This window comes from Kocuria sp. UBA5001 (genome assembly GCF_002398425.1).
GTDB classification, from domain to species: Bacteria; Actinomycetota; Actinomycetes; order Actinomycetales; family Micrococcaceae; genus Kocuria; species Kocuria salsicia.
Genome location: NZ_DGYR01000009.1, coordinates 438,009 through 463,734, shown reverse-complemented (window position 1 = coordinate 463,734; position 25,726 = coordinate 438,009). Strand labels below are relative to the sequence as shown.

The 25,726-nt window shown below is 71.1% G+C and carries 27 protein-coding genes; 14 read left to right on the top strand and 13 right to left on the bottom strand.

Annotated features, from left to right (window positions below; all coding sequences use genetic code 11):
• The first annotated feature begins 53 nt into the window (after window positions 1-53).
• The 5 genes from B3G12_RS06135 to B3G12_RS06115 all read left to right on the top strand — a co-directional run bounded on the left by B3G12_RS06135 (window position 54) and on the right by B3G12_RS06115 (window position 5,350).
• Window positions 54-1,370, top strand: coding sequence for a glutamyl-tRNA reductase (locus B3G12_RS06135; RefSeq protein ID WP_144942203.1), 1,317 nt, complete (start codon window positions 54-56; stop codon window positions 1,368-1,370).
• A 40-nt stretch (window positions 1,371-1,410) separates the two neighbouring features.
• The gene (locus B3G12_RS06130) at window positions 1,411-2,091 is read left to right on the top strand and encodes a TetR/AcrR family transcriptional regulator (protein ID WP_290499631.1); all 681 of its coding nucleotides are present in this window, start codon (window positions 1,411-1,413) and stop codon (window positions 2,089-2,091) included.
• Window positions 2,092-2,182: 91 nt separating this feature from the next.
• Complete coding sequence (locus B3G12_RS06125) at window positions 2,183-2,416, top strand: DUF3107 domain-containing protein (RefSeq protein WP_055086565.1); 234 nt, start codon at window positions 2,183-2,185, stop codon at window positions 2,414-2,416.
• Window positions 2,417-2,768: 352 nt separating this feature from the next.
• Complete coding sequence (locus B3G12_RS06120; RefSeq protein WP_290499630.1) at window positions 2,769-4,472, top strand: DEAD/DEAH box helicase; 1,704 nt, start codon at window positions 2,769-2,771, stop codon at window positions 4,470-4,472.
• A 5-nt stretch (window positions 4,473-4,477) separates the two neighbouring features.
• Complete coding sequence (locus B3G12_RS06115) at window positions 4,478-5,350, top strand: DNA-methyltransferase (protein WP_144942069.1); 873 nt, start codon at window positions 4,478-4,480, stop codon at window positions 5,348-5,350.
• A 171-nt stretch (window positions 5,351-5,521) separates the two neighbouring features.
• On the opposite strand, the gene B3G12_RS06110 is transcribed toward B3G12_RS06115, so the two are convergent.
• Window positions 5,522-6,373 (bottom strand): PHP domain-containing protein, encoded by an 852-nt coding sequence (locus tag B3G12_RS06110; RefSeq protein ID WP_144942067.1) that lies wholly within the window; start codon window positions 6,371-6,373, stop codon window positions 5,522-5,524.
• Between the two features lie 121 nt (window positions 6,374-6,494).
• Between B3G12_RS06110 and B3G12_RS06105 the strand changes: the two genes are divergently transcribed.
• A complete protein-coding gene (locus tag B3G12_RS06105) occupies window positions 6,495-8,102 on the top strand; it encodes an aminopeptidase P family protein (protein ID WP_290499627.1) in 1,608 nt (535 codons plus the stop codon).
• A 111-nt stretch (window positions 8,103-8,213) separates the two neighbouring features.
• On the opposite strand, the gene B3G12_RS06100 is transcribed toward B3G12_RS06105, so the two are convergent.
• Window positions 8,214-9,296 (bottom strand): general stress protein, encoded by a 1,083-nt coding sequence (locus tag B3G12_RS06100; RefSeq protein ID WP_290499626.1) that lies wholly within the window; start codon window positions 9,294-9,296, stop codon window positions 8,214-8,216.
• A 163-nt stretch (window positions 9,297-9,459) separates the two neighbouring features.
• On the opposite strand from B3G12_RS06100, the gene B3G12_RS06095 reads away from it, so the two are divergent.
• Genes B3G12_RS06095 through B3G12_RS06085 form a run of 3 tightly spaced genes read left to right on the top strand, consistent with a single transcriptional unit; the run spans window position 9,460 to window position 12,513 of the window.
• Entirely contained in the window at window positions 9,460-10,758 is a 1,299-nt protein-coding gene (locus tag B3G12_RS06095; protein ID WP_126874962.1) for a magnesium transporter MgtE N-terminal domain-containing protein, read from the top strand.
• Window positions 10,751-11,329, top strand: coding sequence for a DUF1003 domain-containing protein (locus B3G12_RS06090; RefSeq protein WP_144942063.1), 579 nt, complete (start codon window positions 10,751-10,753; stop codon window positions 11,327-11,329). The genes B3G12_RS06095 and B3G12_RS06090 overlap by 8 nt, the downstream gene beginning before the upstream one ends.
• Window positions 11,326-12,513 carry an Mrp/NBP35 family ATP-binding protein gene (locus B3G12_RS06085; protein WP_144942061.1) on the top strand — a complete coding sequence of 396 codons (1,188 nt, stop codon included), beginning with the start codon at window positions 11,326-11,328 and terminating at the stop codon, window positions 12,511-12,513. The genes B3G12_RS06090 and B3G12_RS06085 overlap by 4 nt, the downstream gene beginning before the upstream one ends.
• Here the strand turns inward: B3G12_RS06085 and B3G12_RS06080 are convergent, their stop codons facing one another.
• Entirely contained in the window at window positions 12,514-12,873 is a 360-nt protein-coding gene (locus tag B3G12_RS06080) for a twin-arginine translocase TatA/TatE family subunit (RefSeq protein WP_144942059.1), read from the bottom strand.
• Window positions 12,874-12,918: 45 nt separating this feature from the next.
• Window positions 12,919-13,602, bottom strand: a complete 684-nt coding sequence (locus tag B3G12_RS06075) for a hypothetical protein (protein ID WP_144942057.1) — start codon at window positions 13,600-13,602, stop codon at window positions 12,919-12,921.
• 254 nt (window positions 13,603-13,856) lie between these two features.
• Between B3G12_RS06075 and B3G12_RS06070 the strand changes: the two genes are divergently transcribed.
• The 3 genes from B3G12_RS06070 to B3G12_RS06060 are packed head-to-tail and all read left to right on the top strand — an operon-like array spanning window position 13,857 to window position 15,342.
• Window positions 13,857-14,489 carry an O-methyltransferase gene (locus B3G12_RS06070; RefSeq protein ID WP_144942055.1) on the top strand — a complete coding sequence of 211 codons (633 nt, stop codon included), beginning with the start codon at window positions 13,857-13,859 and terminating at the stop codon, window positions 14,487-14,489.
• Window positions 14,486-14,974: a fluoride efflux transporter FluC gene (locus B3G12_RS06065; RefSeq protein ID WP_144942053.1), complete on the top strand. Its 489-nt coding sequence runs from the start codon at window positions 14,486-14,488 to the stop codon at window positions 14,972-14,974. Before B3G12_RS06070 ends, B3G12_RS06065 begins: the two co-directional genes overlap by 4 nt.
• Window positions 14,971-15,342, top strand: a complete 372-nt coding sequence (locus tag B3G12_RS06060) for a fluoride efflux transporter FluC (protein ID WP_144942051.1) — start codon at window positions 14,971-14,973, stop codon at window positions 15,340-15,342. The genes B3G12_RS06065 and B3G12_RS06060 overlap by 4 nt, the downstream gene beginning before the upstream one ends.
• 101 nt (window positions 15,343-15,443) lie before the next feature.
• On the opposite strand, the gene B3G12_RS06055 is transcribed toward B3G12_RS06060, so the two are convergent.
• The 4 genes from B3G12_RS06055 to dapE form a co-directional block, all read right to left on the bottom strand.
• Window positions 15,444-15,611 (bottom strand): DUF3117 domain-containing protein, encoded by a 168-nt coding sequence (locus tag B3G12_RS06055; protein ID WP_082810297.1) that lies wholly within the window; start codon window positions 15,609-15,611, stop codon window positions 15,444-15,446.
• A 72-nt stretch (window positions 15,612-15,683) separates the two neighbouring features.
• Window positions 15,684-16,958: a hypothetical protein gene (locus B3G12_RS06050; RefSeq protein WP_144942049.1), complete on the bottom strand. Its 1,275-nt coding sequence runs from the start codon at window positions 16,956-16,958 to the stop codon at window positions 15,684-15,686.
• The gene (locus B3G12_RS06045; protein ID WP_144942047.1) at window positions 16,955-17,761 is read right to left on the bottom strand and encodes a TIGR00730 family Rossman fold protein; all 807 of its coding nucleotides are present in this window, start codon (window positions 17,759-17,761) and stop codon (window positions 16,955-16,957) included. The genes B3G12_RS06050 and B3G12_RS06045 overlap by 4 nt, the downstream gene beginning before the upstream one ends.
• A gap of 66 nt (window positions 17,762-17,827) precedes the next feature.
• Window positions 17,828-18,934 (bottom strand): succinyl-diaminopimelate desuccinylase, encoded by a 1,107-nt coding sequence (gene dapE, locus B3G12_RS06040; RefSeq protein ID WP_260983319.1) that lies wholly within the window; start codon window positions 18,932-18,934, stop codon window positions 17,828-17,830.
• A gap of 149 nt (window positions 18,935-19,083) precedes the next feature.
• Between dapE and dapD the strand changes: the two genes are divergently transcribed.
• Window positions 19,084-20,058 carry a 2,3,4,5-tetrahydropyridine-2,6-dicarboxylate N-succinyltransferase gene (dapD, locus tag B3G12_RS06035; RefSeq protein WP_290499610.1) on the top strand — a complete coding sequence of 325 codons (975 nt, stop codon included), beginning with the start codon at window positions 19,084-19,086 and terminating at the stop codon, window positions 20,056-20,058.
• A gap of 88 nt (window positions 20,059-20,146) precedes the next feature.
• Complete coding sequence (gene galE, locus B3G12_RS06030; RefSeq protein ID WP_144942043.1) at window positions 20,147-21,163, top strand: UDP-glucose 4-epimerase GalE; 1,017 nt, start codon at window positions 20,147-20,149, stop codon at window positions 21,161-21,163.
• Window positions 21,164-21,360: 197 nt separating this feature from the next.
• Here galE and B3G12_RS06025 read toward each other — a convergent pair whose 3' ends face one another.
• The 5 genes from B3G12_RS06025 to B3G12_RS06005 form a co-directional block, all read right to left on the bottom strand.
• Window positions 21,361-22,662 carry a citrate synthase gene (locus tag B3G12_RS06025; RefSeq protein ID WP_144942041.1) on the bottom strand — a complete coding sequence of 434 codons (1,302 nt, stop codon included), beginning with the start codon at window positions 22,660-22,662 and terminating at the stop codon, window positions 21,361-21,363.
• 175 nt (window positions 22,663-22,837) lie between these two features.
• Entirely contained in the window at window positions 22,838-23,983 is a 1,146-nt protein-coding gene (gene dapC / locus B3G12_RS06020; protein ID WP_145009599.1) for a succinyldiaminopimelate transaminase, read from the bottom strand.
• A 4-nt stretch (window positions 23,984-23,987) separates the two neighbouring features.
• A complete protein-coding gene (fdxA, locus tag B3G12_RS06015) occupies window positions 23,988-24,311 on the bottom strand; it encodes a ferredoxin (protein WP_055086032.1) in 324 nt (107 codons plus the stop codon).
• A gap of 62 nt (window positions 24,312-24,373) precedes the next feature.
• The gene (locus B3G12_RS06010) at window positions 24,374-24,904 is read right to left on the bottom strand and encodes a hypothetical protein (protein ID WP_290499608.1); all 531 of its coding nucleotides are present in this window, start codon (window positions 24,902-24,904) and stop codon (window positions 24,374-24,376) included.
• Window positions 24,901-25,726, bottom strand: an 826-nt coding sequence (locus tag B3G12_RS06005) for a PIG-L family deacetylase (RefSeq protein ID WP_290499607.1), incomplete at its 5' end; no start/stop codon positions are given. The genes B3G12_RS06010 and B3G12_RS06005, both read right to left, overlap by 4 nt.

Below are 25,726 nucleotides of genomic sequence, written 5' to 3'. Positions count from 1 at the left end.
GCCCGTGGCTATGCTGGGCGTAGCGCATCGACTTCGTCTAGGATGGCTTGATTGTGGTTCTCTTCTGTCTTGTCGCATCCCACCGATCCGTTGACCTCAACACTGTTGCCCGGTTGAGCACCGGAGCCCTCGGTGTGGCCGAGGACGCCGTCTCCACGGGAGCGCTGGCGGGCGCCGTGACGCTGTCCACCTGCAACCGGCTGGAGTTCTACGGCGAGGTCCCGGGCGAGGCCCCCGGTCTCGTGCACCGGGCCCAGCAGGACGTTGCCCAACGGATCTCCGAACGCTGCGGGCTGGACGCGGGCTTCGTGCTCGAGACCATGGACGCGCACGAGGGTGAGGGCGTGCCCCGCCACCTCTTCACCGTGGTATCCGGGCTGGAGTCCGCCGTCGTCGGCGAGCGGGAGATCACCGGTCAGGTGCGACGCGCCCTGAACCAGTCCCGCCAGTCCGGCACCGCCTCCCCCCACCTCGTCCAGCTCTTCGAGGCCGCCGCCCGCACCGCGCGCGAGGTGGGCACCCGCACCGCGCTCGGCGAGCGTGGCCGGTCCATCGTCTCGGTGGCCCTCGACCTCGCGGATGACATCACCCCCGGGCAGTGGCCCCGCCGCCGCGCCCTGGTCTTCGGCACCGGCGCCTACGCCGGCGCCACCATGGCTGCCCTTCGCGACCGAGGCTGCGCGGACATCGAGGTCTACTCCGGCTCCGGGCGCGCCCAGCAGTTCACGGACCAGCGCGGCGGCTCCCCCGTCACGCAGGTGGAGCTGCCCGCGGCGCTGCGCCGGGCCGACGTCGTCATCGGCTGCTCCGGAGGCTCGGCGCCCATGCCCGCGGACGTGTTCCCGGAGGGGCCCCGCACGGTGGTCGACCTCGCCCTGGCGCGGGACTTCGACCCCGCCGTCGCGGACCTGCCCGAGGTGGAACTGATCACCCTGGAGTCCGTGCGCGTGGCCGCACCCGAGGAGACCCTCGAGTCCGTGAGTGCCGCGCGGGAGATCGTGGATCACGCGGCCCAGCGCTTCGAGGCGGCCCGCAGCGCACGGGGCATGGACGAGGCGATCGTGGCACTGCGCAAGCACACCATGTCCGTGCTGGACGCGGAGCTCAAGAAGGTCCGCACCCACCACGGCTGCACGGGTGCGGAAGAGCAGATCGAGCTGGCCATGCGCCGCATGGTGCGCTCGCTGCTGCACACGCCCACCGTGCGGGCCCGCCAGCTCGCCGCCGAGGGCCGCGCGGACGAGTACATCACCGGATTGGAAGCGCTGTACGGCCTGGAGGTCGGTTCACGCAGCACCGCAGGGGAAGCACAGGAACCCCCCGCTGAACGATCCTCCTCAGACACCCCCCGACCGCGTGCCGCGGGATGACGACACCACGGGCGTGCCGCCCGGACCGGAGGACGACCCCATGAACGCGACCGATCTCGGCGAGGCGCGCAGCCGTTCCGAGCACCCCCGAGCACGCCGGATGAGCCGGGACCAGCGTCGGGAGCAGCTACTCAGCACCGCCCTGCGGGTCTTCTCCGAAGGCGGCTACCACGCCACGTCCATGGACGAGATCGCCACGGCGGCGGGTGTGTCCAAGCCCGTGCTGTACCAGCACTTCCCCGGCAAGCGTGAGCTGTTCCTCGGCCTCGTGGAGTTCACGCTCCGGGAGCTCTCCGAGCGCTTGGAGGCCTCCCTGTCCGCTGCGGACACGGACAAGGAGCGGGTGCGCAACGTGATCGACACGCACTTCGGCTTCGTGTGCACCAGCCCCGTGGCCCACAAGCTCGTGTTCTCCGCGGACCTGATGTCCTTCCCGGAGGTTGCCGCCCAGCTGGACGAGTTCTACGAGCGGGTCGCGGAGGCCGTGGCAGCCCTGTTGGGACCCAACGCGGGCATCCCCGCGCTGCAGGCCACCCTGCTCTCCCGCGGTCTCGTGCACATGGTGCAGTCCTCCGCGGTGTTCTGGGTCAACCACCCGGACTCCGGCCCCCGGGAGGAGGTGCAGGAGCAGGTTTTCCGTTTAGCCTGGGGCGGAATCAGGATGCTCGACGAGGACCGGGCCGAGGCGGCTCCTAGACTGAGCGGCGACGATCACGCCTGACACGGCACGCCGCCCCGGAGGTGGCACCGAGTCCGGCACACAGGACACCCACCGGCGCGCGGTGAGCGCGCGCCGTCGCAGGAGGCAAGCCATGGAAATCAAGATCGGCATCCAGAACGTGGCCCGCGAGCTCGTCGTGAACTCGGAGCTCGGCGCGGAGGAGGTCCAGGCCAAGGTCAGCGAGGCCCTGCAGTCCGGCACGCCGCTCGTGCTCCAGGACACCAAGGGCAGCACCACCGTGGTCCCCGCCGCGAGCATCGGCTACGTGGAGACCGGCCAGGAGACCAAGCGCAAGGTGGGCTTCACGCCGCTGCCCCTCGGCTGATCCGCTCAAACGCCCCGGGACGCCCGACGCCGCCCGGCGCCACCACCAGGACCCGCCGTGCGTGCCCCCGGACCTCCCGTCCGGGGGCACCGTGCGTGCAGCAGGTACACTGGGACTGTTTGCCAGGATGACCGGTCGTCCCACGAGACCGTCACGTTCACTTGTCACCCGTTTTCGAGGATCCCGCCCGGAGAGCCCCAGCGCCCCCCGCAGAGCGCTCGGACGGGGTGCGTTTCACGATCGGCTTCCTCTCACCGCGCGGCGGCCCCCGGCCCGCGCCGCCCGTCCACCAGGACGGACTCGGCAGCGGACACCGCGGTTCGTGCCCCGCGCCAACCCGTGAAGGACTTTCGTGACCGACATCACCGCAACACCGCAGGACAAAGCCCCCGAGCTCGACGAGGCCGGGGCCCAGGCCGTCGAGACCGCCGAGCCCGTGGCCGAGACCACGTTCGCGGACTTCGGCGTCCGCCAGGACATCGTGGACGCCCTCGCCGCCCACGGCATCACCTCCCCGTTCCCCATCCAGGCCATGACGCTGCCCATCGCGCTGTCCGGGCAGGACATCATCGGCCAGGCCAAGACCGGCACGGGCAAGACCCTCGGCTTCGGCATCCCCGCGCTGCAGCGCGCCGTGGGGCGGGACGACGCCGGGTGGGAGCAGCTCAAGAAGCCTGGCGCCCCCCAGGCCCTGATCGTGGTCCCCACGCGTGAGCTCGCCGTGCAGGTGGGCAGCGACCTCGCGATCGCCGCGAAGACCCGCAACGCCCGCGTGGCCACGATCTACGGCGGGCGGCCCTACGAGTCGCAGATCGCCGAGCTGGAGAAGGGCGTGGAGGTCGTGGTGGGCACCCCCGGGCGCCTGATCGACCTCAGCCGGCAGCGCTACCTGGACCTGAGCCACGTGCGCATGGTCGTACTGGACGAGGCGGACGAGATGCTGGACCTCGGCTTCCTCCCGGACGTCGAGAAGCTGCTCGCGAGCGTTCCCGAGGTGCGACAGACCATGCTGTTCTCGGCCACCATGCCGGGCCCCGTGGTCGCCATGGCGCGCCGCTACATGACCCACCCGATGCACATCCGCGCGGCCGCCCCGGACGAGGGCACCACCAAGAAGGACATCCGCCAGGTCATCTACCGCGCACACCACCTGGACAAGGATGAGGTGGTGGCGCGCATCCTGCAGGCCGAGGGCCGCGGACGCAGCATCATCTTCACGCGCACCAAGCGCGCAGCCGCGAAGCTCGCGGACGAGCTGATCCACCGTGGCTTCGCCGCCGCTCCCCTGCACGGGGACCTCGGCCAGGGTGCCCGTGAGCAGGCGCTGCGCGCCTTCCGCCACGGCAAGGTTGACGTGCTGGTCGCCACGGACGTGGCCGCCCGCGGCATCGACGTGGAGGACGTCACCCATGTCATCAACTTCCAGTGCCCCGAGGACGAGAAGACCTACCTGCACCGCACGGGCCGCACCGGGCGCGCAGGCAACAAGGGCACGGCCATCACGTTCGTGGACTGGGACGACGTCCCCCGCTGGCGGCTGATCGACAAGGCCCTGGATCTCGGCATCCCCGAGCCCGTGGAGACCTACTCATCCTCCGAGCACCTCTACACGGACCTCGACATCCCGCGCACGGCCAAGGGCAAGCTGCCCCGCTCCCAGCGCACGCTCGAGGGCCTCGCCGGCGAGGAGCTCGAGGACCTGGGCGACGCCCGCCCGGCGCGCGGCGACAAGCGCTCCCCGGGCGGCTCGCGCGACGGCTCGGGGTCACGACGTCGCTCGGGCACTTCCGGCGGCGGCTCCGGCCGTAGCCGCTCCGGGGGCTCGGGCCGCAGTCGCTCGGATGGCCCCGGCCGTTCGGGCGAGCGCTCGCGGGACGGCTCCGCTGGCGAGAAGGCCGGCGGTGAGGGCTCCCGCGAGGACTCCACCCGGGCTCCACGCGAGAAGTCCACGGAGAACTCGGGAACCGGGGCGAAGCGGCGTCGTCGGCGACGCCGTCCCTCGGGTCAGAACCGGCCCGCCCAGGGCGAGCAGAACTCCCCCGCCGCCCAGGACTGAGACGGATGACGGCGCGGGCGCCCTTCGCGTTCGACCCGCAGGGCGTCAGTGCCGTGGTGGCCGGTGAGAACCTCACGGTCCTGGAGTCGCTGCCGGACGAGAGCTTCTCCCTGATCTACCTGGATCCCCCGTTCAACACGGGCCGGGACCAGGTGCGGCGCACCACCCGTTCCATCCACCGTGCGGCGGGCGAGGGCGACCGCGTGGGCTTCGCGGGCCGCTCCTACGAGACGGTGCTCGGCAGCCTGCGCCGCTACGAGGACTCCTTCGCGGACTACCTGGGCTTCCTGGAGCCCCGGCTGCTGCACGCCCGGCGCGTGCTCGCCAGCCACGGGACCCTGTACGTGCACCTGGACTACCGCGAGGTGCACTACGTGAAGATCCTGCTGGACGCCCTGTTCGGGCGGGAGTGCTTCCTCAACGAGATCGTCTGGGCCTACGACTTCGGGGCGCGCACGCTCAAGCGCTGGCCCGCGAAGCACGACACCATCCTGGTCTATGTGAAGGACCCGGACGCCTACCACTTCAACTCCGAGGACGTGGACCGCGAGCCGTACATGGCCCCCGGTCTCGTGGGCCCGGCCAAGGCCGCCCGCGGCAAGCTGCCCACGGACGTGTGGTGGCACACGATCGTCTCCCCCACGGGCCGGGAGAAGACCGGCTACCCCACCCAGAAGCCGGAGGGGGTGCTGCGGCGCATCGTCACGGCGTCATCGCGCCCCGGTGACTGGGTGCTCGACTTCTTCGCCGGCTCCGGGACCACCGGCGCGGTCTGCGCCGCCCTGGACCGCCGGTTCGTGCTGGTGGACAGCAACCCGGAGTCCGTGGCGGTCATGCACCGCCGCCTCCCGGGCGTCCCGGTGCTGCGCGCCCCCTGAGCGGGCCGTTCGCCGAGCAGGCCGAGGACGACGCGCCGCCCACCGACTGTCCCGACCACCGGTCCCGAACCGACGGCAGCACCTGCTTTCCATCCGGTGGGGAGACGGCTTGACCAGAGGTCGCGGCCGCCCCTCGCCGACGACGCCGCGCTCCGGTCACCGCTGCCGACCTCAGGGCCAGCGCACCTCCACGCCAGAGGTGGCCTGTTCGCAGATCCTCGTGAGCGAACGCACAGAGGTGGAGTTCTCCCCCAGCCGGTTGGGCTTGCCCGCGCCGTGGTAGTCGCTGGAGCCTGTGACGATCAGGTCGTGCTCCGCGGCGAGCTTCATGAGGATCGCGCGGGACTCGTCCGGGTTGTCCCGGTGGGCCACCTCCAGACCGGCGAGCCCGACGTCGATCATGGCGTCGAAGTCCGCGGCACTCGCCACGCGTCCCCGCAGCGGCGCCATGGGGTGCGCGCACACCGGGACCCCGCCCGCCGCACGCACGAGCTTGATGGCCTCCACCGGGTCCAGGGCCCGGTGGCGCACGTAGTACTTGGATCGGCCCGAGAGCAGGCCGGAGAACGCCGCGGAGCGGGTGGGCACCACTCCGAGCTCCACGAGGGCGTCCGCGATGTGCGGGCGCCCGACCGTGGCGCCCGGACCCACTTGGTGCTGCACGTCCTGCCACGAGATCGGGTAGTCCTCCGCGAGCAGTTCCACCATGCTGCGCGCCCGCGTCAGGCGGTTGCTGCGGCACTCCTCGATCCGCTCCACGAGCGGCTGGTATCCGGGGTCGTGGAGGTAGCTGAGCATGTGCACCGAGATCCCGTCCTGCGTGGTGCATGTGACTTCCATCCCCGGGACGAATGCCACCCCGAGGCGCACGGCGGCGTCGCCAGCCTCCTGCCAGCCCGCCGTCGTGTCGTGGTCCGTGAGCGCGAAGACGTTGAGTCCGGCCTCGCGGGCTGAGCGGGCCACGTCCGCGGGAGTCTGGGTGCCGTCCGAGGCGATGGAGTGGGTGTGCAGGTCGATCTTCACCCGTGCCACGATACCCGCGGGCTCCCACGCGCCGCCCGGTTGACCGTCGTGACACTATGGATCGGACACCACCAGACCCCACGGGCGCGAGGATCCGCGCCGCGAAGGAGATGAGCGCCCCATGACGCAGGGCTCAGAGCACGCCACAGCATCCGGGCACGCGAGCGAGGACACCGCGCAGCCCATGGAGCAGCGCGTGGACAACCGGTCCCAGCGCCCCGACAACGAGCAGTTCCGCGAGTTCATGGCCTCCGGCTGGGCCGCGCCGGAGCACACGACGACGCCGCGCTCCGAGGTCGCTGAGTTCGCCGCCGCCCGCCGCGCCCGGCTCTCGCGACTGTTCCCGGGTGAGCGCCTCGTGGTCCCGGCCGGCGCGCCGAAGGTGCGCTCCAACGACACCGACTACCGCTTCCGTCCCCACTCGGCCTTCGCCCACCTGACCGGCATGGGCGTGGACCACGAACCCGAGGCCGTGCTCGTCATGGAGCCCACCGACGAGGGAGCCGGGGACGACGGCTCGGGACACGTGGCCACCCTCTACTTCCACCCGATGGCCGGGCGGGACTCCGCCGAGTTCTACGCGGACGCCAAGAACGGCGAGTTCTGGGTGGGTCCGCGCCCCACGCTCGAGCAGCTTCAGGACGAGTTCGCGCTGCCCACGCAGGACCTCTCCGCACTGGAGACCGCGGTCACGAAGGATGCCGGCAACTCGGCCCTGGGCGGTCTGAGCATCCGGCTCGTGCGGGACGTGGACCTGAACATGGACGCGCTCGTGGACACCTCCCGGATCAACACTGGCGTGGACCTCGAGCAGTCGGACGCGAAGGACGCCACCCTGTCCGAGGCGCTGAGCGAGCTGCGCCTGGTCAAGGACCGGTACGAGGTCGCCCAGCTGCGCGAGGCCGTGGCCGCGACGATCCGCGGCTTCGAGGACATCGTCTCCGTGCTGCCGCGCGCGATCGGCGGCGAGCGCGGTGAGCGTGTGGTCGAGGGGGCGTTCTTCTCGCGTGCCCGCCTGGAGGGCAACGACCTCGGCTACGACACGATTGCCGCCGCCGGCAACAACGCCACCGTGCTGCACTGGATCCGCAACAACGGCTCCGTGAAGCCCGGTGAGTTGATCCTCGTGGACGCCGGTGTGGAGGCCGAGTCCCTCTACACCGCGGACCTCACCCGCACCCTGCCGGTGGACGGCAGCTACACGGACGTGCAGCGCCGGATCTACCAGGCGGTGCTCGACGCCGCGGACGCCGCATTCGAGGTCGCTGTGCCCGGCAACCGCTTCCGCGACGTGCACGCGGCCGCCATGACGGTGCTCGCCCAGCGGCTCGAGGAGTGGGGGCTGCTTCCCGTCTCCGCGGAGGTCTCCCTGTCCGAGGCCGGGCAGCACCACCGCCGCTGGATGCCCCACGGCACGAGCCACCACCTGGGCCTGGACGTCCACGACTGCGCGCAGGCCAAGCGCGAGTTGTACCTGGACGCCGTGATCGAACCGGGCATGGTCTTCACCATCGAGCCCGGGCTGTACTTCAAGAGCGAGGACCTCGCGATCCCGGAGGAGTACCGCGGGATCGGCGTGCGCATCGAGGACGACGTCCTGATCACCGAGCAGGGCAACGAGAACCTCTCCGAGGCGCTGCCCCGCCGCCCGGAGGACGTCGAGTCCTGGATCCAAGGCATCTGGAACCGGGACGAGAACGTGGGCCCCGCCGCGGGACCCGCCGCCTGACCTCCCGCTCGGGATACGCCGAACGGCAGAGACCGCGCCCCGCACCGAGATGGTGCGGGGCGCGGTCTCTTTCGTAGGGGGGGGTGGGGGTGACGAGCGCCCAGTCCCGGCTCAGGAGTCGCGGCGGTCCTGCGGCAGGCGCTCCGTCTCGTCCGTACGCTGGGCGGCGTCGTCGCCGGACGGGCGGTTCCACGGCGCCGTCTGCTCCGGCTGGGCCTGGGCAGGCTGACTCTGGTCGGACTCGGGGCGGGCCGCGGGGGCCGTGGGCGTGCCGTTGGCCTCGGGGTCGATGCGGATGCCGTACTGGGGGCGGCCGTCCGGCAGGTCGGGGAACTTCGCCGAGCGGTTGGCGCTCTCCTGTGCGGACTGGCCCGCGGCGGTGGAGCCGTCGGGGCGCGCCGCGTCCCCGGCGTAGCCGGTGCCGCCCGCGGACGACGACTGGGTCCGCGGATCCTGGGACTGCGGGTTGTAGGGCTCGGGACTGTAGGGCTGCGACGGGGCGCCCTGGCCGTTGTTGCCGTACTGGCCGTTCTGCGCGGGGCCGCCGTACGGGGGCCGCTGCTGCGGTGCACCCTGGCCCGGTCCGCCCTGGAAGCCGCCGTTGCGGGGGCCGCCCTGCTGCGGGCCGCCCCACTCGCCGCCCTGCGGCGCCCGCCCGCCGAACCCGGCGGGGGGCTGGCCCTGGCCGTTCTGTCCCGCGGCCTGGCCGCGCTCCATGGCGCTGAGCACCTGCCGCGCCTGGCCCGCGACCTCCGGCGCCGCCAGCACCTCGTAGCTGCCCGCAACGATCCGGCTCGTGGACGTGAAGTCCCGCTTGCCGCGTGACATCGCGTACGTGATGGTGGCCATCAGCATCCAGAACGCGCCACCCAGCACCATGGTCAGCCCCAGGGAGGCCGCCATGTTCGCGCCGCCCAGCAGGGACATGAGCAGGCCGAAGAACGCACCGAAGACCACGCCGTTGAGCGCACCCTGCAGGGCTACGCGCGGGTAGGACAGGCGCCCGGTGACCTGCTCCACGGACTTCAGGTCGCTTCCGATGATCGAGACCATGGCCACGGGGAAGTTCTCGTCCGCCATGTGGTCCACAGCCTTCTGTGCCTGCGCGTAGGTGCGGTAGCGACCGACCACCTCGCCGCGCGGCATCTCCGGGGCGATGGACAGCTGTGCGGGACCTCGACTCGAGTTGCTCATGTCCACCATTGTCCCGTATCCGCCCCGGAGCCCGCCGGGAGAACGCCGGGGCATCGCGACCGGTGAACACGACGACGCCCCCCCTCCCCTCTCCGCGGGGCCCGTGAACCGGATCTCCGCGCCCGGAATGCGTGCGTGTCGCCGTGTTCACTAGGCTGGACAGGTGAGCACAAACCTTTCCAAGATCTTCGTCGCCAGGCTCATCGGCCTGGACGTCTTCGACCCCCTGGGCGACCGCCTGGGGCGGTTGCGCGACGTCGTGGTCCTGCTGCGCCCCGGCTCCCGCCCGTCGGTGATGAACCGTCCCCTCGTGGTGGGTCTCGTGGTGGAGGTGCTGGGAAAGAAACGCGTGTTCGTGCCCATGACCCGGGTGACGAGCATCGACGCGGACCAGATCATCTCCACGGGCCTGGTGAACCTGCGCCGCTTCGAGCAGCGAGGTGCCGAGACGCTGGCGGTGGGAGAGCTCTTCGACCGCACGGTGGTGCTCCTGGACGGCTCCGGCACGGCGACCATCGAGGACGTCGCCATGGAGAAGTCCGGCAACCGGGGGGACTGGGTCATCTCGCAGCTCTTCGTGCGCCGCTCTCAGACGACCGGTGGTCTGATCCGGCGTCGCAACCAGACGCTGATCGTGGACTGGGAGGACACGGACGACCCCTCCAACGCGGGCCACCAGCCGGCCACCCAGTGGGTCGCGCAGCACGAGGAGGACCAGGCGGCGGACCTCGCGGACGAGCTGCGGGACATGCCGGACAAGCGCAAGCTCGAGATCGCCGCAGAGCTGCAAGACGAACGCCTCGCGGACGTCTTGGAGGAGTTGCCCGAGGAGGACCAGGTGTTCATCCTCACGCACCTGGACAACGAGCGCGCCGTCGCCCTGCTCGAGGAGATGGACCCGGACGACGCCACGGACCTGCTCAACGAGCTGCCGGAGGCAGAGGCCGAGCGACTGATCACCATGATGGAGCCCGAGGACGCCGAGGACGTCCGACGACTGCGCGAGTACGAGGAGGGCACCGCCGGTTCGCTGATGACCCCCGTGCCCATCGTGCTCTCCCCGGAGGCCACGGTCGCGGAGGCCCTGGCGCACATCCGCCAGGAGGAGATCATCCCCGCAGCGGCGTCCGCGGTGCTGGTGTGCCGCCCGCCCCTGGAGACTCCCACGGGCAAGTACCTGGGTTTCGTGCACACCCAGCGGCTGCTGCGCTATCCCCCGCCCGAGGCCATCGGCAACCTGATCGACCGCTCCATCGAGCCCGTCTCGGACCAGGCATCCCTGGCAGACGTGGCGCGCGAGCTGGCCTCGTACGACCTCACGATCCTGCCCGTCGTCAACGACCAGGACCGGCTCGTGGGCGCGGTCACGATCGACGACGTCCTGGACGCCCTGCTGCCCGAGGACTGGCGCACGTACGACGACGGAACCCCTGTTCGAAAGGTGGGCAAGCGGTATGAGTAGCTCAAGACAGAACCCGTCCTCGCAGTACTCCCCCGGTCCCCTGGACCAGCCGCGGGAGAAGCGCCAGGAGTTCCTCACCCGGTTCCGGCCCAACCCGGACGCCTTCGGCCAGTCCACCGAGTCGATCGCTCGGTGGATGGGCACCCCCCAGTTCCTGCTGTGGATGACGGTCTTCGTGGCCATCTGGCTCGGGTGGAACACCATGGCCCCCGAGGAGATCCAGTTCGACCCCCGGTCGCTGAACTTCACGTTGCTCACTCTGATGCTCTCGCTGCAGGCCTCCTACGCGGCTCCCCTGCTGCTGCTCGCGCAGAACCGGCAGGACGACCGTGACCGCGTGGTCGCGGAGGAGGACCGCAAGCGTGGTCAGCAGAACCTCGCGGACACCGAGTACCTCACCCGGGAGATCGCGTCCCTGCGGATCGCGCTGCGCGAGGTCGCCACCCGCGACTACGTGCGCTCCGAGCTGCGCGGGCTGCTCGAGGAGATCATCCAGGACCAGGACGAGCGCGCGGCGCAGCGCGGTGCGCAGGACGCGCAGCCCAAGAACACGGACGGAGCACGGCGATGACCACGGATGACGTCGACCCACGGCTGCGAGCCGCCCTGGACGGGGTGCTCGACCCCGAGCTGCGCCGCCCCGTCACGGAGCTCGGGATGATCCCCTCGGCAACCCTGGAGGACGGGGCGGCGCGGGTCAGCGTGCTGCTGACCGTCTCCGGGTGCCCGCTGCGCTCGACCATCGAGGCGGACCTCACCGCCGCCCTGCGGGAGGTCCCCGAGGTCACGGACGTCACCATTGACGTGGGGGTGATGACCCCGGCCCAGCGCCAGGAGCTGCAGGAACGTCTCGGCCACCACCGCAGCAACCCCTTCGCCGACCCGCACACCCTCACGCGTGTGCACGCTGTCACGAGTGGCAAGGGCGGCGTGGGAAAGTCGAGCGTCACGGTGAACCTCGCGGCGGCGCTCGCAGCGATGGGACGCACCGTGGGCATCGTGGACGCGGACATCCACGGCTTCTCCGTGCCCGGTCTGCTGGGCATCACGCAGGCGCCCACGCGCGTGGGAGACATGATCCTGCCGCCCGTCGTCGAGGTCCCGGAGGGCGTGGACCGGCGGCCCGAGGACAGCGCTGCGGGAGCCGGGCACCGGTCCCGCGGTGTCATTAAGGTCATCTCGATCGGGATGTTCGTGGACCCGTCCCAACCGGTCGCGTGGCGCGGCCCCATGCTGCACCGGGCCGTGGAGCAGTTCCTCACGGACGTGCACTTCGGGGACCTGGACCACCTGCTGCTGGACCTGCCCCCGGGCACCGGGGACATCGCGATCTCGGTGGGCCAGCTGCTGCCGCGCTCCGGCGTGGTGGTGGTCTCCACCCCGCAGCACGCTGCCGTGAGCGTGGCGCAGCGCTCGGGGACGCTCGCCGAGCAGACGGAGCAGCGGGTCACGGGGGTCGTGGAGAACATGTCCGCCATGGTGATGCCAGACGGCACCCGGATGGAGGTCTTCGGGTCCGGCGGGGGCGAGACGATCGCCAGGTCCCTCACCGAGCGGCTGGGCTACGACGTCCCCCTGCTGGGCAGCGTGCCCCTGGACGTCACCGTGCGGGAGGCCTCTGACCGGGGGGTTCCCGCTGTGTGGGCGAACCCCGACTCCCCCGCGGCCACCGCGATGTGGGACGTGGCCCGGGCTCTGGACGAGCAGGGCCGGGGACTCGCCGGGAAGAGCCTCGGAATCACGCCGAGGGGCTGATCAGGTGGCCTCGGTGTCGAACGGCGCCCGTTCGCCGCGGGCCAGCCGTCGCACCGTGGGAGTGCCCGGCGCAGGTTCGCGGGGGGACTGCGCCGCGCGGTCCTGGTCCTCCTCCAGCAGGGCCTCCCGCACGATCACACGGGGGTCGTACTGCCGGGGATCTAGCTTGCGCCAGTCGAGGTCCGAGAACTCCGGGCCCAGGGTCTCCTTGAGGTCGTCCGTGGCACCCGTGGCGTAGCGGCGGACGGCCTTGACCATCTCCTTGAACTTCTGCGTGTACTCGGGAAGCCGTTCGGGCCCAATGATCACCAGGGCCACGATGAGAATGATGATGGCTTCTCCGCCAGAAATCCCGAACACTCGCCGAGCCTATCAACGTCAGGGAGCTCCCCCGCGGGGGCGCTCCTACCCGAACATCTTCCGGAGCCCGTCCGCCACGGTGGCGGCGAACCCCTCGTCCTGCGCGGAGGGCAGACTCACCCGACCCCGGTCCTCCGCCACGATTCCGCTGACCGTCTGCGCCATGGTCGCCGGAGGGGTCTGGGACGTCACGGTGTAGACCGCGTCCGTGCGTGCCACGACGGCGCGCCACTCGCGGCGCTCCAGCCACATCCTGGACCCGGAGATCGAGGAGGCCGCCATGCCCTCCGCGCTCACCGGCAACCCGGTGACGCCGTCCAGGGGGTTTTCCGCGTTCACCCGTCCGCGCTGCTCCACAATGGTCACGGTGCCGTGGTCGTTGTGCAGGGAGAGCACGACGGCGGGCTGTCCGCCCACCCGGGTCTGGCGGATGTCCGCGATGGAGTAGCCCTGCGAGGAGAGGCTAGGCAGCGCCCAGCCCTGGGAGCGGAGGGTGCCGATGTCCGACTCGGAGGTCGTGTCCACCATCCCCTGGGCCCCGGGCGCCCACGTGGCGGTGGCCCGGGCGCTGAGCTGCTCCTCCGGCTGCGAGCGCTTGCCCACGGTGAACGCCACCGCGGTCAGCAGCGCCACGCACACGCACGCCGCAACGGCGGCCACGAGCCCCGCGGTGCGCCTGCCCGGCAGACGAGTGCGCGGGGTGCTAGGGCCCTCGAGACGTGTGGCCATGTGCTCCCCTTCCCGCTCAGCTCGTCCCCGGTGGTGGCTCCGTTCCGGGCCGTTCCGGCGACCATTGTGGTGCAGGAGCCTGACAGAGCTCTGGGCGTCCTCCGGGTGTTCCCGACGCCGCGCACGGTCCGCGATAAGCTGAGCGTAGCGAAGAGACCCGGCCGCGAGGCCGTGTCCACCAACCGCGGAGCGCGGGGTCCACTGGACCCGGGAGCGCACCGTCGAGACACAGCAGCGAAGGGCACCCCGCGTCCATGACCACGGATAAAACCACGAGCTGGGCCTACTGCGAGGCCTACGCCACGGAGGACGAGACCGCCTTCCGTGCCCGCGAGCGCTCCCTGGCCCTGCGGCTGGACCCCGTGACCCCGGCGACCGCCGCGCTGCTGACCGTCCTCGCCTCGTCGGCCCGCCCCGCCACCGCGGTGGAGGTGGGCACCGGTGCGGGTGTCTCGGGCCTCGCGCTGCTGCGCGGGATGCCCGCCGAGTCCGTCCTCACCACGATCGACACGGACATCCGTGCCCTGCGCGCCGCGCGAGACACGTTCCGGGAGGCCGGGTTCGAGACCAAGCGCACTCGCACCATCTCCGGGGCGGCTGGGCTCGTGCTGCCGCGACTCACCGAGAACGCCTACGACATGGTGTTCATCGACGCGGATGTGGCGAGCACGGCCGACTACGTGATCGAGGGTGCCCGGCTGCTGCGCCGCGGCGGGATGCTCGTGGTCAACGACGCCCTGCACCAGGACCTCGTGCCCCAGCCCGCGCAGCGCCAGGAGGAGACCGTGGCCATGCGGGAGGTCGTGCGCACGCTGCGCGACGAGCCGAGGCTGTCCACCGCGGTGCTGTCCACCGGCACCGGCGTGCTGCTGGCCGTCCGCCGGTGAGCCGGGCACCCGTGCGGGACGCCGCGCTCGTGGCCGTCGGCGGGGCGCTCGGCAGCCTGGGCCGCTGGGGGGTCGCCCACGTGCTGCCCGCAGGGTCCCTGTGGCACTGGCCCACGTTCGCCGTCAACGCCCTGGGTGCGTTCCTGCTGGGCCTGTTGCTGGAGTTCCTGACCCGCCCCGGTGTTGAGAGCACGCGCGCCCACACCGTGCGGCTGCTGGTGGGCACCGGTCTGCTGGGCGGTTTCACCACGTACTCCGCGTTCGCCGAGGAGATGTGGCAGCTGGTCGACGGCGGTGACTCCGCCGGGGCGTTCGGCTACGCCGTGGTCACGCTCGGGGCCGGTCTGCTCGCTGCAGCGTTCGGGGTTCTCGCCGGCAGCGCCCTGCGGGACCGTCCTGCGGCCGGGCGAGGGGATCCGGCACCTGCACTGCAGCGCTCGTCCGACGCCGCCGGGCGCGCCACCCAGGATGGAGGGGCCCCGTGATCGCCGTGCTCGCCGTCGCCCTGGGCGGTGCCGCCGGCGCGGTGCTGCGCTTCCTCGTGGACCGGCTGATCGCCTCGCGTCAGAAGCGTCCGTTCCCGTGGGCCATGATCGTCGTCAACGTCACGGGTTCGTTCGTGCTGGGGCTCGTGAGCGGGCTGGGCATGGTGCTCGGTCCCGTGTGGACCATGGCCCTGGGAACGGGGCTGTGCGGGGGCTACACCACGTTCTCCACCGCGATGGTGGACGCCGTTCGACTGGCCCGCGGCCACCGCGGCGGCGCCATGCTGGCCGTGGTGCTCGGCACGGCGTTCTGGAGCCTGCTCGCCGCCGCCGCCGGCATGAGACTCGGCGCGCACTGGGCCGGCTGAATCCCCCCTCGGAAGACCCCAAACACACAGCACCCCAAACACACAGCGAGGGCCCCCGGTTTCGGGGGCCCTCGCTGCATGAGGTGGGGTGGACGCCGGTGCTACTGGGTCACCGACGCCAGGCACTCGCGCAGCTCCGCCGCTTCGTCCGCCTTGAGCTCGACCACCAGACGCCCGCCGCCTTCCAGGGGGACCCGCATGATCAGGCTGCGTCCTTCTTTGGTGACCTCCATGGGTCCGTCACCAGTTCTCGGCTTCATGGCCGCCATCTGAGAGCTCCTCTTCGTGTGTACTGACGCCCTCCATGGTATCGAACACACACACTGGTCCGGGAACGGCCATCACGGCGGGTAGTCGCCTCCGCCGGGCAGCTGCTTCCAGTGCCACAGCCACCCGACCCACACGAACTGCAGCACAGCGCCCGTGATCACCAGCAGCACGCGGTAGGCCCGCGAGTCGCTCACGTGCACCAGGGCGGCCGCGGCGGGGGCCCATGGCAGCAGCAGCCGGAACGTGGAGGTCTGTGGGTTGAGCACGAGCAGCAGATAGATCCCGTACGCGGCGAGCCACACGCGCACGAAGAACGGCAGTGAGCGCTTGACCGGTGCGGACCGCAGCAGCAGCACCGCAACCACCATGAGGACCACCGGGGCCACCAGGCCCCCGACCGGGCCGAACAAGGTCGCCGCCTCGTGGAACCAGGGCACGACCGGAACCACCACTCCGCTGCCCCGCCACGCGGCCTCCGTCGCGGTGTACGCGTCCGGTTCCCCGGTCACCGCCCACGCGACGGCCGGCCACGCGAGCGCGGCAACGCACGCACACAGGGCCACGGCCAGCCAGCGATCCGCGCAACGGTACCAGGGCCGACGCCGCTCGCGGACGTCCCGCACGCTGCGCCACAGCCACCAGACGCCCAGGGCTGCAGCGAGCGCCACCCCAGTTGGCCGTGTCAGAGCCTGCGCCGCAATGAGCACCACCGCCCACACGGGCCGCTCGCGGACCACGCACAGGATCGCGCCGCACAGGAAGAGCATGCTCAGGGACTCTGCATAGGGGGTCTGCAGCACGGGCGCCACAGGGTTGAAGGCAAAGACAGCCACAGCCCACAGCGCGGGCCGGGAGACCCCGCCCGCCGTGCGCGGCTGCGTCATCACGGGTGCGCTGCAGAACAGCCGGTACAGCACCAGGGCCGCCCCGAATCCGGCCACCAGGGACACGGTGGCCGCGGTGCCTGCCCACCCGGTGCCCGTGAGTCCGGTGATGCCCCGCACGAGCAGCGGATACACCGGGTAGAAGGCCCACTGGTTCTCCACCACCGTGCCGAGGGTGTCCACCGGAAGCGTGGAGGGGTACCCCTCGTTGAAGATCCGGTGGTACCAGTCCGCGTCCCAGGTGTTCACGAAGTCCAGGTAGCCCAGGGCGCCGTCGCCCCACGGCCCCGGGCCCTGCTGCCCGCCGATCGTGGCGAACACCACCCAGCCCCACAACCGCGAGAGGCCGTAGACCAGCACCACCGCGAGCCACCACGGGCACCGCGCGAGGGCGTGCCGCACCCGTGCGGTGCAGTCGGACGGGGTAGCGCGGGCGGCCGGATCGAGTGCCGCCCGGCTCATGCCCCGAAACCGGGCGCGGCGTCGTCGGGCAGGGACTCGGAGCCCGCGTGGACCTCGGTCAGCACGGCCACGGCCTCGCTCACGCTGTCGGTCACGCGCAGCAGGTCCAGGTCCCCCTCGGCGACCTTGCCGCTGGCCACGAGCGTGCTGGTGATCCAGTCCACGAGCGGACCCCAGTACTCGGTGCCGAGCAGGATCACGGGGAAGCGCGTGATCTTGCCCGTCTGCACCAGCGTCAGCGCCTCGAAGAGCTCGTCCAGGGTGCCGAAGCCCCCGGGCAGCACCACGAAGCCCTGGCTGTACTTCACGAACATGGTCTTGCGGGCGAAGAAGTAGCGGAAGTTGATCCCCAGGTCCACCCATTCGTTCAGGTGCTGCTCGTGGGGCAGCTCGATGCCGATACCCACGGACTTCGCGCCGGCGTCCACGGCGCCGCGGTTGGCGGCCTCCATGACGCCGGGCCCGCCCCCGGTCACGACGGCGTACCCCGCCTCCCCGAGCGCGCGCCCGAGCTCTCGGGCCTGCTCGTACTCGGGGTGCTCGGGTGCGGTTCGCGCGGAACCGAACACGGCTACCGCCGGTCCCAGGTGGGCGAGGGCGTCGAAGCCCTCCACGAACTCCGCCTGGATGCGCAGCACGCGCCACGGATCCGTGCGGGTGAAGTCCTCCGGCGGGGCGGGGCGCTGGTCCAGCAGCCGTTCGTCGGAGGTGCTGCGGCGCAGCTGCTCGCGGCGCAGCACCACCGGGCCCTTGTGGCGCTCCGGGGGCATGGTGTGCTCGTTCAATGACTCGGCAGTGTGCATGCAGGACAGGCTACTGTCCCGCTCTGCACGCTCGCCGTGCGCCCCCGAGGCGGGGCGCGTCTGGTCTCAGGAGAGCCAGGAGAGGAGCGCGCGGTGGCACTCGCGGACGGCGTCGGCGTGCACGTGCTCGTGGTCCGTGTGGGCGAGCAGCGCGTCCCCGGGTCCGAAGTTCACGGCAGGGACCCCCTGCTCGGAGAAGCGGGCTACGTCCGTCCATCCGTACTTGGGCTGGGGCTCCTGGCCCACCGCCGCCACGAACTGGGCGGCGGCGGGGCGGTCCAGACCAGGGCGCGCCGCCGGGGAGAGGTCCTGCCACTCGATCTCGTAGCCCTCGAAGACCTCGCGCACATGCTGCTGCGCCTGCTCCAGGGTCTTGTCCGGGGCGAAGCGGTAGTTGATCTCCACCCACGCGGTGTCCGGGATGACATTGCCCGCCACTCCCCCACCGACGCGGATGGCGTTGAGGCCCTCGCGGTAGTCGAGTCCCTCCACGCCCACGGTCTTCGGCTCGTAGCCCGCCAGGGTGGCCAGCACCTCCGCCAGCTTGTGGATCGCGTTCTCCCCGATCCACGAGCGCCCCGAGTGGGACGCCTTTCCGTGGGTGGTGATGCGGAAGCGCATGGTTCCGTTGCAGCCGCCCTCCACGGTGCCGTTGGTGGGTTCGAGCAGCACCGCAAAGTCCGCCTCGAGCAGCTCCGGTGCGTTGCGCATCACGCGCCCCAGGCCGCTGGCGTCACTGGAAACCTCCTCGTGGTCGTAGAACACGTAGCTCACGTCCCGGTTCGGCTCCCGCAGCTGCTGCGCGAGCACGAGCTGCACGGCCACGCCGCCCTTCATGTCCGTGGTGCCGCGACCGTAGATCACGTCCCGCTCCCCCTCACGACGCCGCACGGACGGCACGGTGCCCAGCGCCCCCTCCACGGAGGGCAGGGGCACGGTGTCCAGGTGTCCGGCGAGGATTACGCGCTCGGCCCGTCCCAGGTTCGTGCGGGCCACCACGGTGTCACCGTCCCGGTGCACACTCAGGTGCGGCAGCGCCCGCAGCGCCGCCTCCACGGCGTCCGCGAGGGGCGTCTCGTGGTCCGAGACGGACTCCACGTCCACGAGCGCCGCCGTGAGGTCCGCGGGGTCCGTGGTGAGGTCGAGTACGGGGGTCTGCTGATCGGCTGCCATGGCTGCCAGCATAGTCACCGCAACGGCCTCCAGCGCCGGGCCACTCGGCTGAGCGTGGCCCTCGCATCAACGGGCCGGGCCCGTCCCACCAGCGGGGACGCCGCGTCGTCGTCGCCTGTGCGCGCCGGCGCTCCCCCTAGGATGGGACCATGACTTCAACGAGCGAGAGCACCGAGAATTCCCGCACGGCCTCCGCGGTGGGCCTGGCCACCGTGGTGGACTCCGGCGAGCGCGCGGGGACCGTCCTGGACGTCTTCTACCCCGCACCCGCCCTGCGCGCCAACCCCGACACGACCTACGAGGCAGACCTGCGTGTGGCCGCCACCACGGACCCGGACCGCAACGTGCGCTCCGAGATCGTGACCACTGTCATCAACCTGGACGACGCCCCGCAGGACACCGCCGACGCCTACCTGCGGCTGCACCTGCTCTCCCACCGCCTGGCGCGGCCGAACACCCTCAACCTGGACGGTCTCTTCGGTCTGCTGACCAACGTGGCCTGGACCAGCCGCGGGCCGGTGCTCGCGGAGGAGCTCACGCGCTCCCTGCTGGCCCTGCGCTCGGGAGGGCCCGTGACGGTCTTCTCCGTGGACAAGTTCCCCCGCATGGTGGACTATGTGGTCCCCTCCGGTGTGCGCATCGGGGACGCGGACCGCGTGCGCCTGGGCGCCCACCTGGGCGAGGGCACCACCGTGATGCACGAGGGCTTCGTGAACTTCAACGCGGGCACACTCGGCGCGGCCATGGTCGAGGGCAGGATCTCCGCCGGCGTGGTGGTCCACGACCACACGGACATCGGTGGCGGCGCGTCCATCATGGGCACGCTCTCCGGCGGCGGCAAGCAGCGCATCACCCTGGGCGAGCGGTGCCTGCTGGGCGCCAACGCCGGCGTGGGGATCTCCCTCGGCAACGACTGCGTGGTGGAGGCCGGGCTCTACGTCACCGCTGGCACGCGGGTCTCTCTGCTCGACGACGCCGCCGCGGAGCCCCGCGTGGTCAAGGCGTCCGAGCTCTCGGGCCTCGACAACCTGCTGTTCCGCCGCAACTCCACCACCGGCGCAGTGGAGGCCCTGCCCCGCAGCGGCGGCTCCGTGAAGCTGAACTCGGTGCTGCACGCCAACTGAGTCCCGTCGCCCGGTTCGTGGCCGGCGCCGCCCTCTGGCGACGCCGGCCACACCCGTTTCCCGGGGCCCACTGGATAGGGTGGAGTCCATGAAGATTCTTGTCACCGGGGGAACCGGATACATCGGCTCGCACACGGTCCTGGCGCTGCTCGAGGCGGGGCACGACGTCGTGGTGCTGGACAACCTCTCCAACTCCTCGCGGACCTCGCTGGAGCGCGTGGCGGAACTCGCCGGACGGGACGTCACCGCGTTCGAGCAGGTGGACCTGCTGGACCGCCCCGGCCTGGACCGCGTGTTCCGCGAGCACCGCCCGGACGCCGTGATCCACTTCGCGGGCTTGAAGGCCGTGGGGGAATCCGCGCAGAAGCCCCTGTGGTACTACACGAACAACGTCAGTGGCACCGTGAATTTGCTGTGGGCCATGGATGAAAACGAGTGCCGCTCCATCGTCTTCTCCTCCTCGGCCACGGTCTACGGCGCCCCCGAGACCATGCCGCTCACGGAGAAGCTCGAGATGGATGCCCAGAACCCCTACGGGCGCACCAAGGAGCACATCGAGGACATGCTCTCGGACCTCGCCGCGGCGGACGAGCGCTGGTCCGTGGCGCTGCTGCGCTACTTCAACCCCGTGGGCGCGCACGAGTCCGGGCGGATCGGCGAGGACCCCTCCGGCATCCCCAACAACCTCATGCCCTTCGTGGCCCAGGTGGCGGTGGGACGGCGCGAGAAGCTCATGGTCTTCGGAGGTGACTACCCCACCCCGGACGGCACGGGCGTGCGCGACTACATCCACGTGGTGGACCTCGCGGACGGCCACCTCAAGGCCCTGGACCGGATCAGCGAGGACCCCGGGGTGCACGTGTGGAACCTGGGCACCGGCCGCGGCTACTCCGTCCTGGAGGTGCGCGAGGCGTTCGAGAAGGCCTCCGGGCGCGAGATCCCCTACGAGATCGCCCCGCGCCGCCCCGGCGACGCCGCCGTGTCCTACGCCGATCCCGCCTCCGCCCTGGCGGAGCTGGGCTGGTCCGCGGACCGCGACATGGACACCATGTGCCGCGACCACTGGAACTGGCAGAAGAACAACCCCAACGGCTACGAGGGCTGAGCCCTCTCCCGGAGCTGGTCCCTCGGCTGGTGCCGCCGGGCCCGCTCAACCGGGCTGGTTCCGAAGCGCCAACGCCGTTGGGGCAGCCCCGGCCGCCCCAACCACGGTACTGCGGTGGGATGCCGCAGCAGAAGCCCCATGAGAACGCCGCCCCGGTCACCGAGAAGGTGACCGGGGCGGCGGCGTACGGGGAGCGGTCAGTCGGTCGTGGGGTAGTGGCGCTCACCCTCGCCCACGTAGAGCTGGCGGGGACGGCCGATCTTGGTCTCGGGGTCCTCGATCATCTCGCGCCACTGCGCGATCCAGCCGGGCAGGCGGCCGATCGCGAAGAGCACGGTGAACATCTTCTCCGGGAAGCCCATGGCCTTGTAGATCAAACCCGTGTAGAAGTCCACGTTCGGGTAGAGCTTGCGCTCCACGAAGTAGTCGTCCGCGAGGGCCTTCTCCTCCAGGCCGATGGCCAGGTCCAGCAGCTCGTTGTTGCCGCCCATCTTGGCCAGGACGTCGTGCGCGTAGCCCTTGATGATGCGGGCACGGGGATCGTAGTTCTTGTAGACACGGTGCCCGAACCCCATGAGGCGGACGCCGTCCTCCTTGTTCTTGACCTTCTCCATGAACTCGTCCGCGGAGAGCCCACGGTTCTGGATCTGGTCCAGCATGGCCAGCACGGCCTCATTGGCACCGCCGTGCAGCGGGCCGTAGAGGGCGTTGATGCCCGCGGAGACGGACGCGAACATGTTGGCGTGGGAGGAACCCACCAGGCGCACCGTGGAGGTGGAGCAGTTCTGCTCGTGGTCCGCGTGCAGCATGAACAGGATGTCCAGGGTCTTGGCGACCACCGGGTCCACCTCGTAGTCCTCGGCGGGCACACCGAAGCACATGCGCAGGAAGTTCTCCGCGTAGTTGAGGTTGTTGTGGGGGTACAGCTGCGGCTCGCCCACGGACTTCTTGTACGCGTACGCGGCCAGAGTGGGGACCTTGGCGAGCAGGCGGATGGTGGAGATCTCCACGTGCTCCTTGTTGAACGGGTCCAGGGAGTCCGAGTAGAAGGTGGACAGCGCGGACACGGCCGAGGACAGCACGGGCATGGGGTGCGCGGAGCGGGGGAAGCCGTTGAAGAACATCTTGATGTCCTCGTGCACCATGGTGTGCGTGGTGATGCGGTGCTGGAAGTCCTCGTACTGCTCACGCGTGGGAAGCTCGCCGTAGATCAGCAGGTAGGCGGTCTCCAGGAAGTTGGAGTGCTCCGCAAGCTCCTCGATGGGGTAGCCGCGGTAGCGCAGGATGCCCTGGGCACCGTCGATGTAGGTCACCGTGGAGCGCGTGTTCGCGGTGTTCACGAACCCGGGGTCGAAGCTGACGTTGCCGGTCTCCTTGAGCAGGGAGCCCACGCCGTAGCCCTTGTTGCCCTCGGTCACCTCCAGCACGGGGAGCTCGAGGGACTTGCCCTTCTCGTAGTTCAGCTCCACCTTGTCGGTGGACTTCTTGGCCTCTGTCATGGTGAGTCCTTCGCAATTCGACTGGGGTGTCCCGCGACCTGTTCGCGGCCCTGTCCGCCACACCGTCGTGGCGGGTGACATGCACGCGGGCCGGGTGGGAACACAGATTGATCCGGCACCAACTTACCCGTTGGTGTGATCCCGATTCCACTTTCCCGCCCCGCGGGAGGTGCATTCAGCGCCCGGTGCGGAGCCGTTCCACCGCGGCGGCCATGCGCTCGTCCGACGCCGTGAGGGACAGCCGGACGAAGCCGTCGCCGGCGTCCCCGTAGAAGGTTCCCGGCCCCACCACGATGCCCAGGCGGGCGAAGCGCTCCACGGTGGTCCATGTGTCCTCCCCCGCGGTGCTCCACAGGTAGAGACCGGCCTCCGAGTGCTCGACGCGCAGCCCGAAGGCCTCGACCGCGGGCCTCAGCGCCGCGCGGCGGGCCCGGTAGAGCGCCTTCTGCGCGGCCACGTGGACGGTGTCCCCCAGGGCCACGCGCATGGCCTCCTGCACGGGGTACGCCACGATCATCCCGGCGTGCTTGCGGGAGTTGATCAATGACGGCATCAGCGCCGGGTCACCGGCGAGGAACGCAGCGCGGTAGCCGGCGAGGTTCGACTGCTTGGACAGCGAGTACGCGCTGAACAGCAAGGACATGTCCCCGCCGCTCACGCGCGGGTCCAGTACGGACGGAACGGGTTCGCCGCCCTCCGACGGGTCCCACGCGCCCCAGCCGAGCTCCGCGTAGCACTCGTCCGAGACCACCACGGCACCCTGGGCGCGGGCCTGGTCCACCAGGGTGCGCAGGGACTCGACGTCCCGCACGATGCCGGTGGGATTGCCCGGGGAGTTGACCCACACCATGCGTACGCGCTCGCGCACGGCCGGGTCCAGCTCGTCCAGGGAGTCCGCGGCCACGGCCTCGGCGCCAGCGAGCCGGGCCCCGATGTCGTAGGTGGGGTAGGCCACCACGGGCCGCACGACGACGTCCCCGGGGCCCAGCCCCAGTAGCAGCGGCAACCACGCGACGAGCTCCTTGGAGCCCACGGTGGGCATCACGGCATCGGGATCCAGCCCGGGAACGTTGCGCCGCTCGGCATACCACGCGGCCACGGCCTCGCGCAACGCGGCGGTACCGTGCGTCGTCGGGTACCCGGGTGCGTCCGCGGCGGCGGCCAGGGCGTCCTGGACCACGAGCGGCGTGGGGTCCACCGGCGTGCCGATGGACAGGTCCACGACACCGCCCGGGTGCTCCTCGGCGAGACGACGGTACGGAGCCAGCGCGTTCCAGGGATAGTCGGGCAGGTCCAGGCCGAAGCCGCGGCGCTCATCCACCGGTTCAGTCCTGGTTCTGCGGAGGCAGCGCCTCGATCAGGGGGTGGTCCTTGTGGGTGTTGCCGAGCTTCGCGGCTCCGCCCGGAGACCCGAGGTCGTCGAAGAACTCCACATTGGCCTTGTAGTAGTCGGCCCACTCGTCCGGTGTGTCGTCCTCGTAGTAGATCGCCTCCACGGGGCACACCGGCTCGCACGCACCACAGTCCACGCACTCGTCCGGGTGGATGTACAGGCTGCGCTCACCCTCGTAGATGCAGTCCACGGGGCACTCCTCCACGCACGCCTTGTCCTTGACGTCCACGCAGGGCTGAGCGATCACGTAAGTCACGGTTGTTGGACCTTTCCTTCTGTTCCCAAAACTTCGACCATTCTAGCGAAGGGCCTTTGACGCTACCGCGTGCACCGGCGGGCCAGCCAACGTCCCGTAACAATCACCGAGGCCATCACGGCCAGAAAGACCACCACGAACCACGCAATGCCCACCACGCCGATGGGCGCGCTCCACTGGGTGACCACGAGCGCCGAACCCTGCCGGAGGTAGGCCGTGGCCCAGGCGATCAGGTACGTGGCCAGGCCGGGCACCGCGGCGGCCCAGACCCTGCGGGTGGAGGTGCCGCACCACAGACCCGCGCACAGCAGCAGAGCACCGGAGAACACGAGCCCCCACGGCAGCCACCACCCGTCCAGGTACCAGATCCCACCGTGCATGGCGGTGGCCACCGCTCCCACGAGCACGCCGGTGAGCACGGCGGTCAGGGCCGACGACGCTGCGCCGGGGCGCTCGTCCGACGCCCGTGGCCCGTTCGTCGTCCGTTCCTCGTCCGGCGCCGACAGCTCGTCCGTCGCCGGTGTCTCGTACGATCTCTGGCCCTCGGGGGATGCCCACGGGGCCTCGCGGCGCTGCGGCGAGGAGGTGCTCATGCGCCCGCCCGCCGCAGCAGCCGGTACGTCTCGGTGGTGTTGATGCGTTGCGGCACCCCGTTGGACATCGTGTAGCTGCGGTCCTCCGGGTCCTCCGCGAGCACGATCTGCGTGGCGTGGGCCGCCATGGCGGCTCGCTTCACGGCAAGCTCCCCGTGGATCGCGGCCTGCAGCCGGGGGTCGGCGGGGTCCACCTGGCTCTCGATGCCCCAGAAGAGGGGGACGTCCCAGACGGCGTCCGCGGCGTCCGGTGCAGACGCCGCGATCTCGACCGCGCGCTGGGTGACCCGGTGGGCTGCCACATGGTCCGGGTGGCCGTAGCCGCCGTCGTCCGCGTAGGTGACCACGGCGTGCGGGCGCAACGCCCGGATCGCGGCAGCCACGTGCGCGGCCGTCTCCTCGGGATCCGCCGCCGTCAGGGCGGCGGGCGAGACGTCGAGGGCCGGCTGGGCGTAGCCGTCTGGACCCCAGCTCATGCCGGAGTCCACGTACTTCCCCGCGCCGTTCGCGAATCCCACGCGCGGGTCCTGCGCCGGGGGCTCCCCCGCGTAGAACCGGTCCGCGAGACCCATGGCGCGCGCGGCGGCGTCGAGCTCCGCGATCCGGTACAGCCCCAGGGCGGTGCCGTCCGTGTCCGGGCAGCCCGGCTGACCCACCTCCAGGTACCGGAGTGCGGGCGGGATGACCTCGCCGCGCTCACCACGGGTCATGGTGAGTAGCACCGTCTCGCCCCCCAGGGCGCTGTAGTGGCCCATCGTGGCCGAGGTGTTCACGGCCTCGTCGTCCGGGTGCGCGTGCACGAAGAGCAGACGCGCCCGGGCG

Coding starts and splice junctions, on each gene's coding strand:
- B3G12_RS06130 (WP_290499631.1), top strand. CDS start 1,411: ATGAACGCGACCGATCTCGGCGAGGCGCGCAGCCGTTCCGAGCACCCC.
- B3G12_RS06125 (WP_055086565.1), top strand. CDS start 2,183: ATGGAAATCAAGATCGGCATCCAGAACGTGGCCCGCGAGCTCGTCGTG.
- B3G12_RS06115 (WP_144942069.1), top strand. CDS start 4,478: ATGACGGCGCGGGCGCCCTTCGCGTTCGACCCGCAGGGCGTCAGTGCC.
- B3G12_RS06105 (WP_290499627.1), top strand. CDS start 6,495: ATGACGCAGGGCTCAGAGCACGCCACAGCATCCGGGCACGCGAGCGAG.
- B3G12_RS06100 (WP_290499626.1), bottom strand. CDS start 9,296: ATGAGCAACTCGAGTCGAGGTCCCGCACAGCTGTCCATCGCCCCGGAG.
- B3G12_RS06090 (WP_144942063.1), top strand. CDS start 10,751: ATGAGTAGCTCAAGACAGAACCCGTCCTCGCAGTACTCCCCCGGTCCC.
- B3G12_RS06085 (WP_144942061.1), top strand. CDS start 11,326: ATGACCACGGATGACGTCGACCCACGGCTGCGAGCCGCCCTGGACGGG.
- B3G12_RS06075 (WP_144942057.1), bottom strand. CDS start 13,602: ATGGCCACACGTCTCGAGGGCCCTAGCACCCCGCGCACTCGTCTGCCG.
- B3G12_RS06070 (WP_144942055.1), top strand. CDS start 13,857: ATGACCACGGATAAAACCACGAGCTGGGCCTACTGCGAGGCCTACGCC.
- B3G12_RS06055 (WP_082810297.1), bottom strand. CDS start 15,611: ATGGCGGCCATGAAGCCGAGAACTGGTGACGGACCCATGGAGGTCACC.
- B3G12_RS06050 (WP_144942049.1), bottom strand. CDS start 16,958: ATGAGCCGGGCGGCACTCGATCCGGCCGCCCGCGCTACCCCGTCCGAC.
- B3G12_RS06045 (WP_144942047.1), bottom strand. CDS start 17,761: ATGCACACTGCCGAGTCATTGAACGAGCACACCATGCCCCCGGAGCGC.
- dapE (WP_260983319.1), bottom strand. CDS start 18,934: ATGGCAGCCGATCAGCAGACCCCCGTACTCGACCTCACCACGGACCCC.
- dapD (WP_290499610.1), top strand. CDS start 19,084: ATGACTTCAACGAGCGAGAGCACCGAGAATTCCCGCACGGCCTCCGCG.
- galE (WP_144942043.1), top strand. CDS start 20,147: ATGAAGATTCTTGTCACCGGGGGAACCGGATACATCGGCTCGCACACG.
- B3G12_RS06025 (WP_144942041.1), bottom strand. CDS start 22,662: ATGACAGAGGCCAAGAAGTCCACCGACAAGGTGGAGCTGAACTACGAG.
- B3G12_RS06010 (WP_290499608.1), bottom strand. CDS start 24,904: ATGAGCACCTCCTCGCCGCAGCGCCGCGAGGCCCCGTGGGCATCCCCC.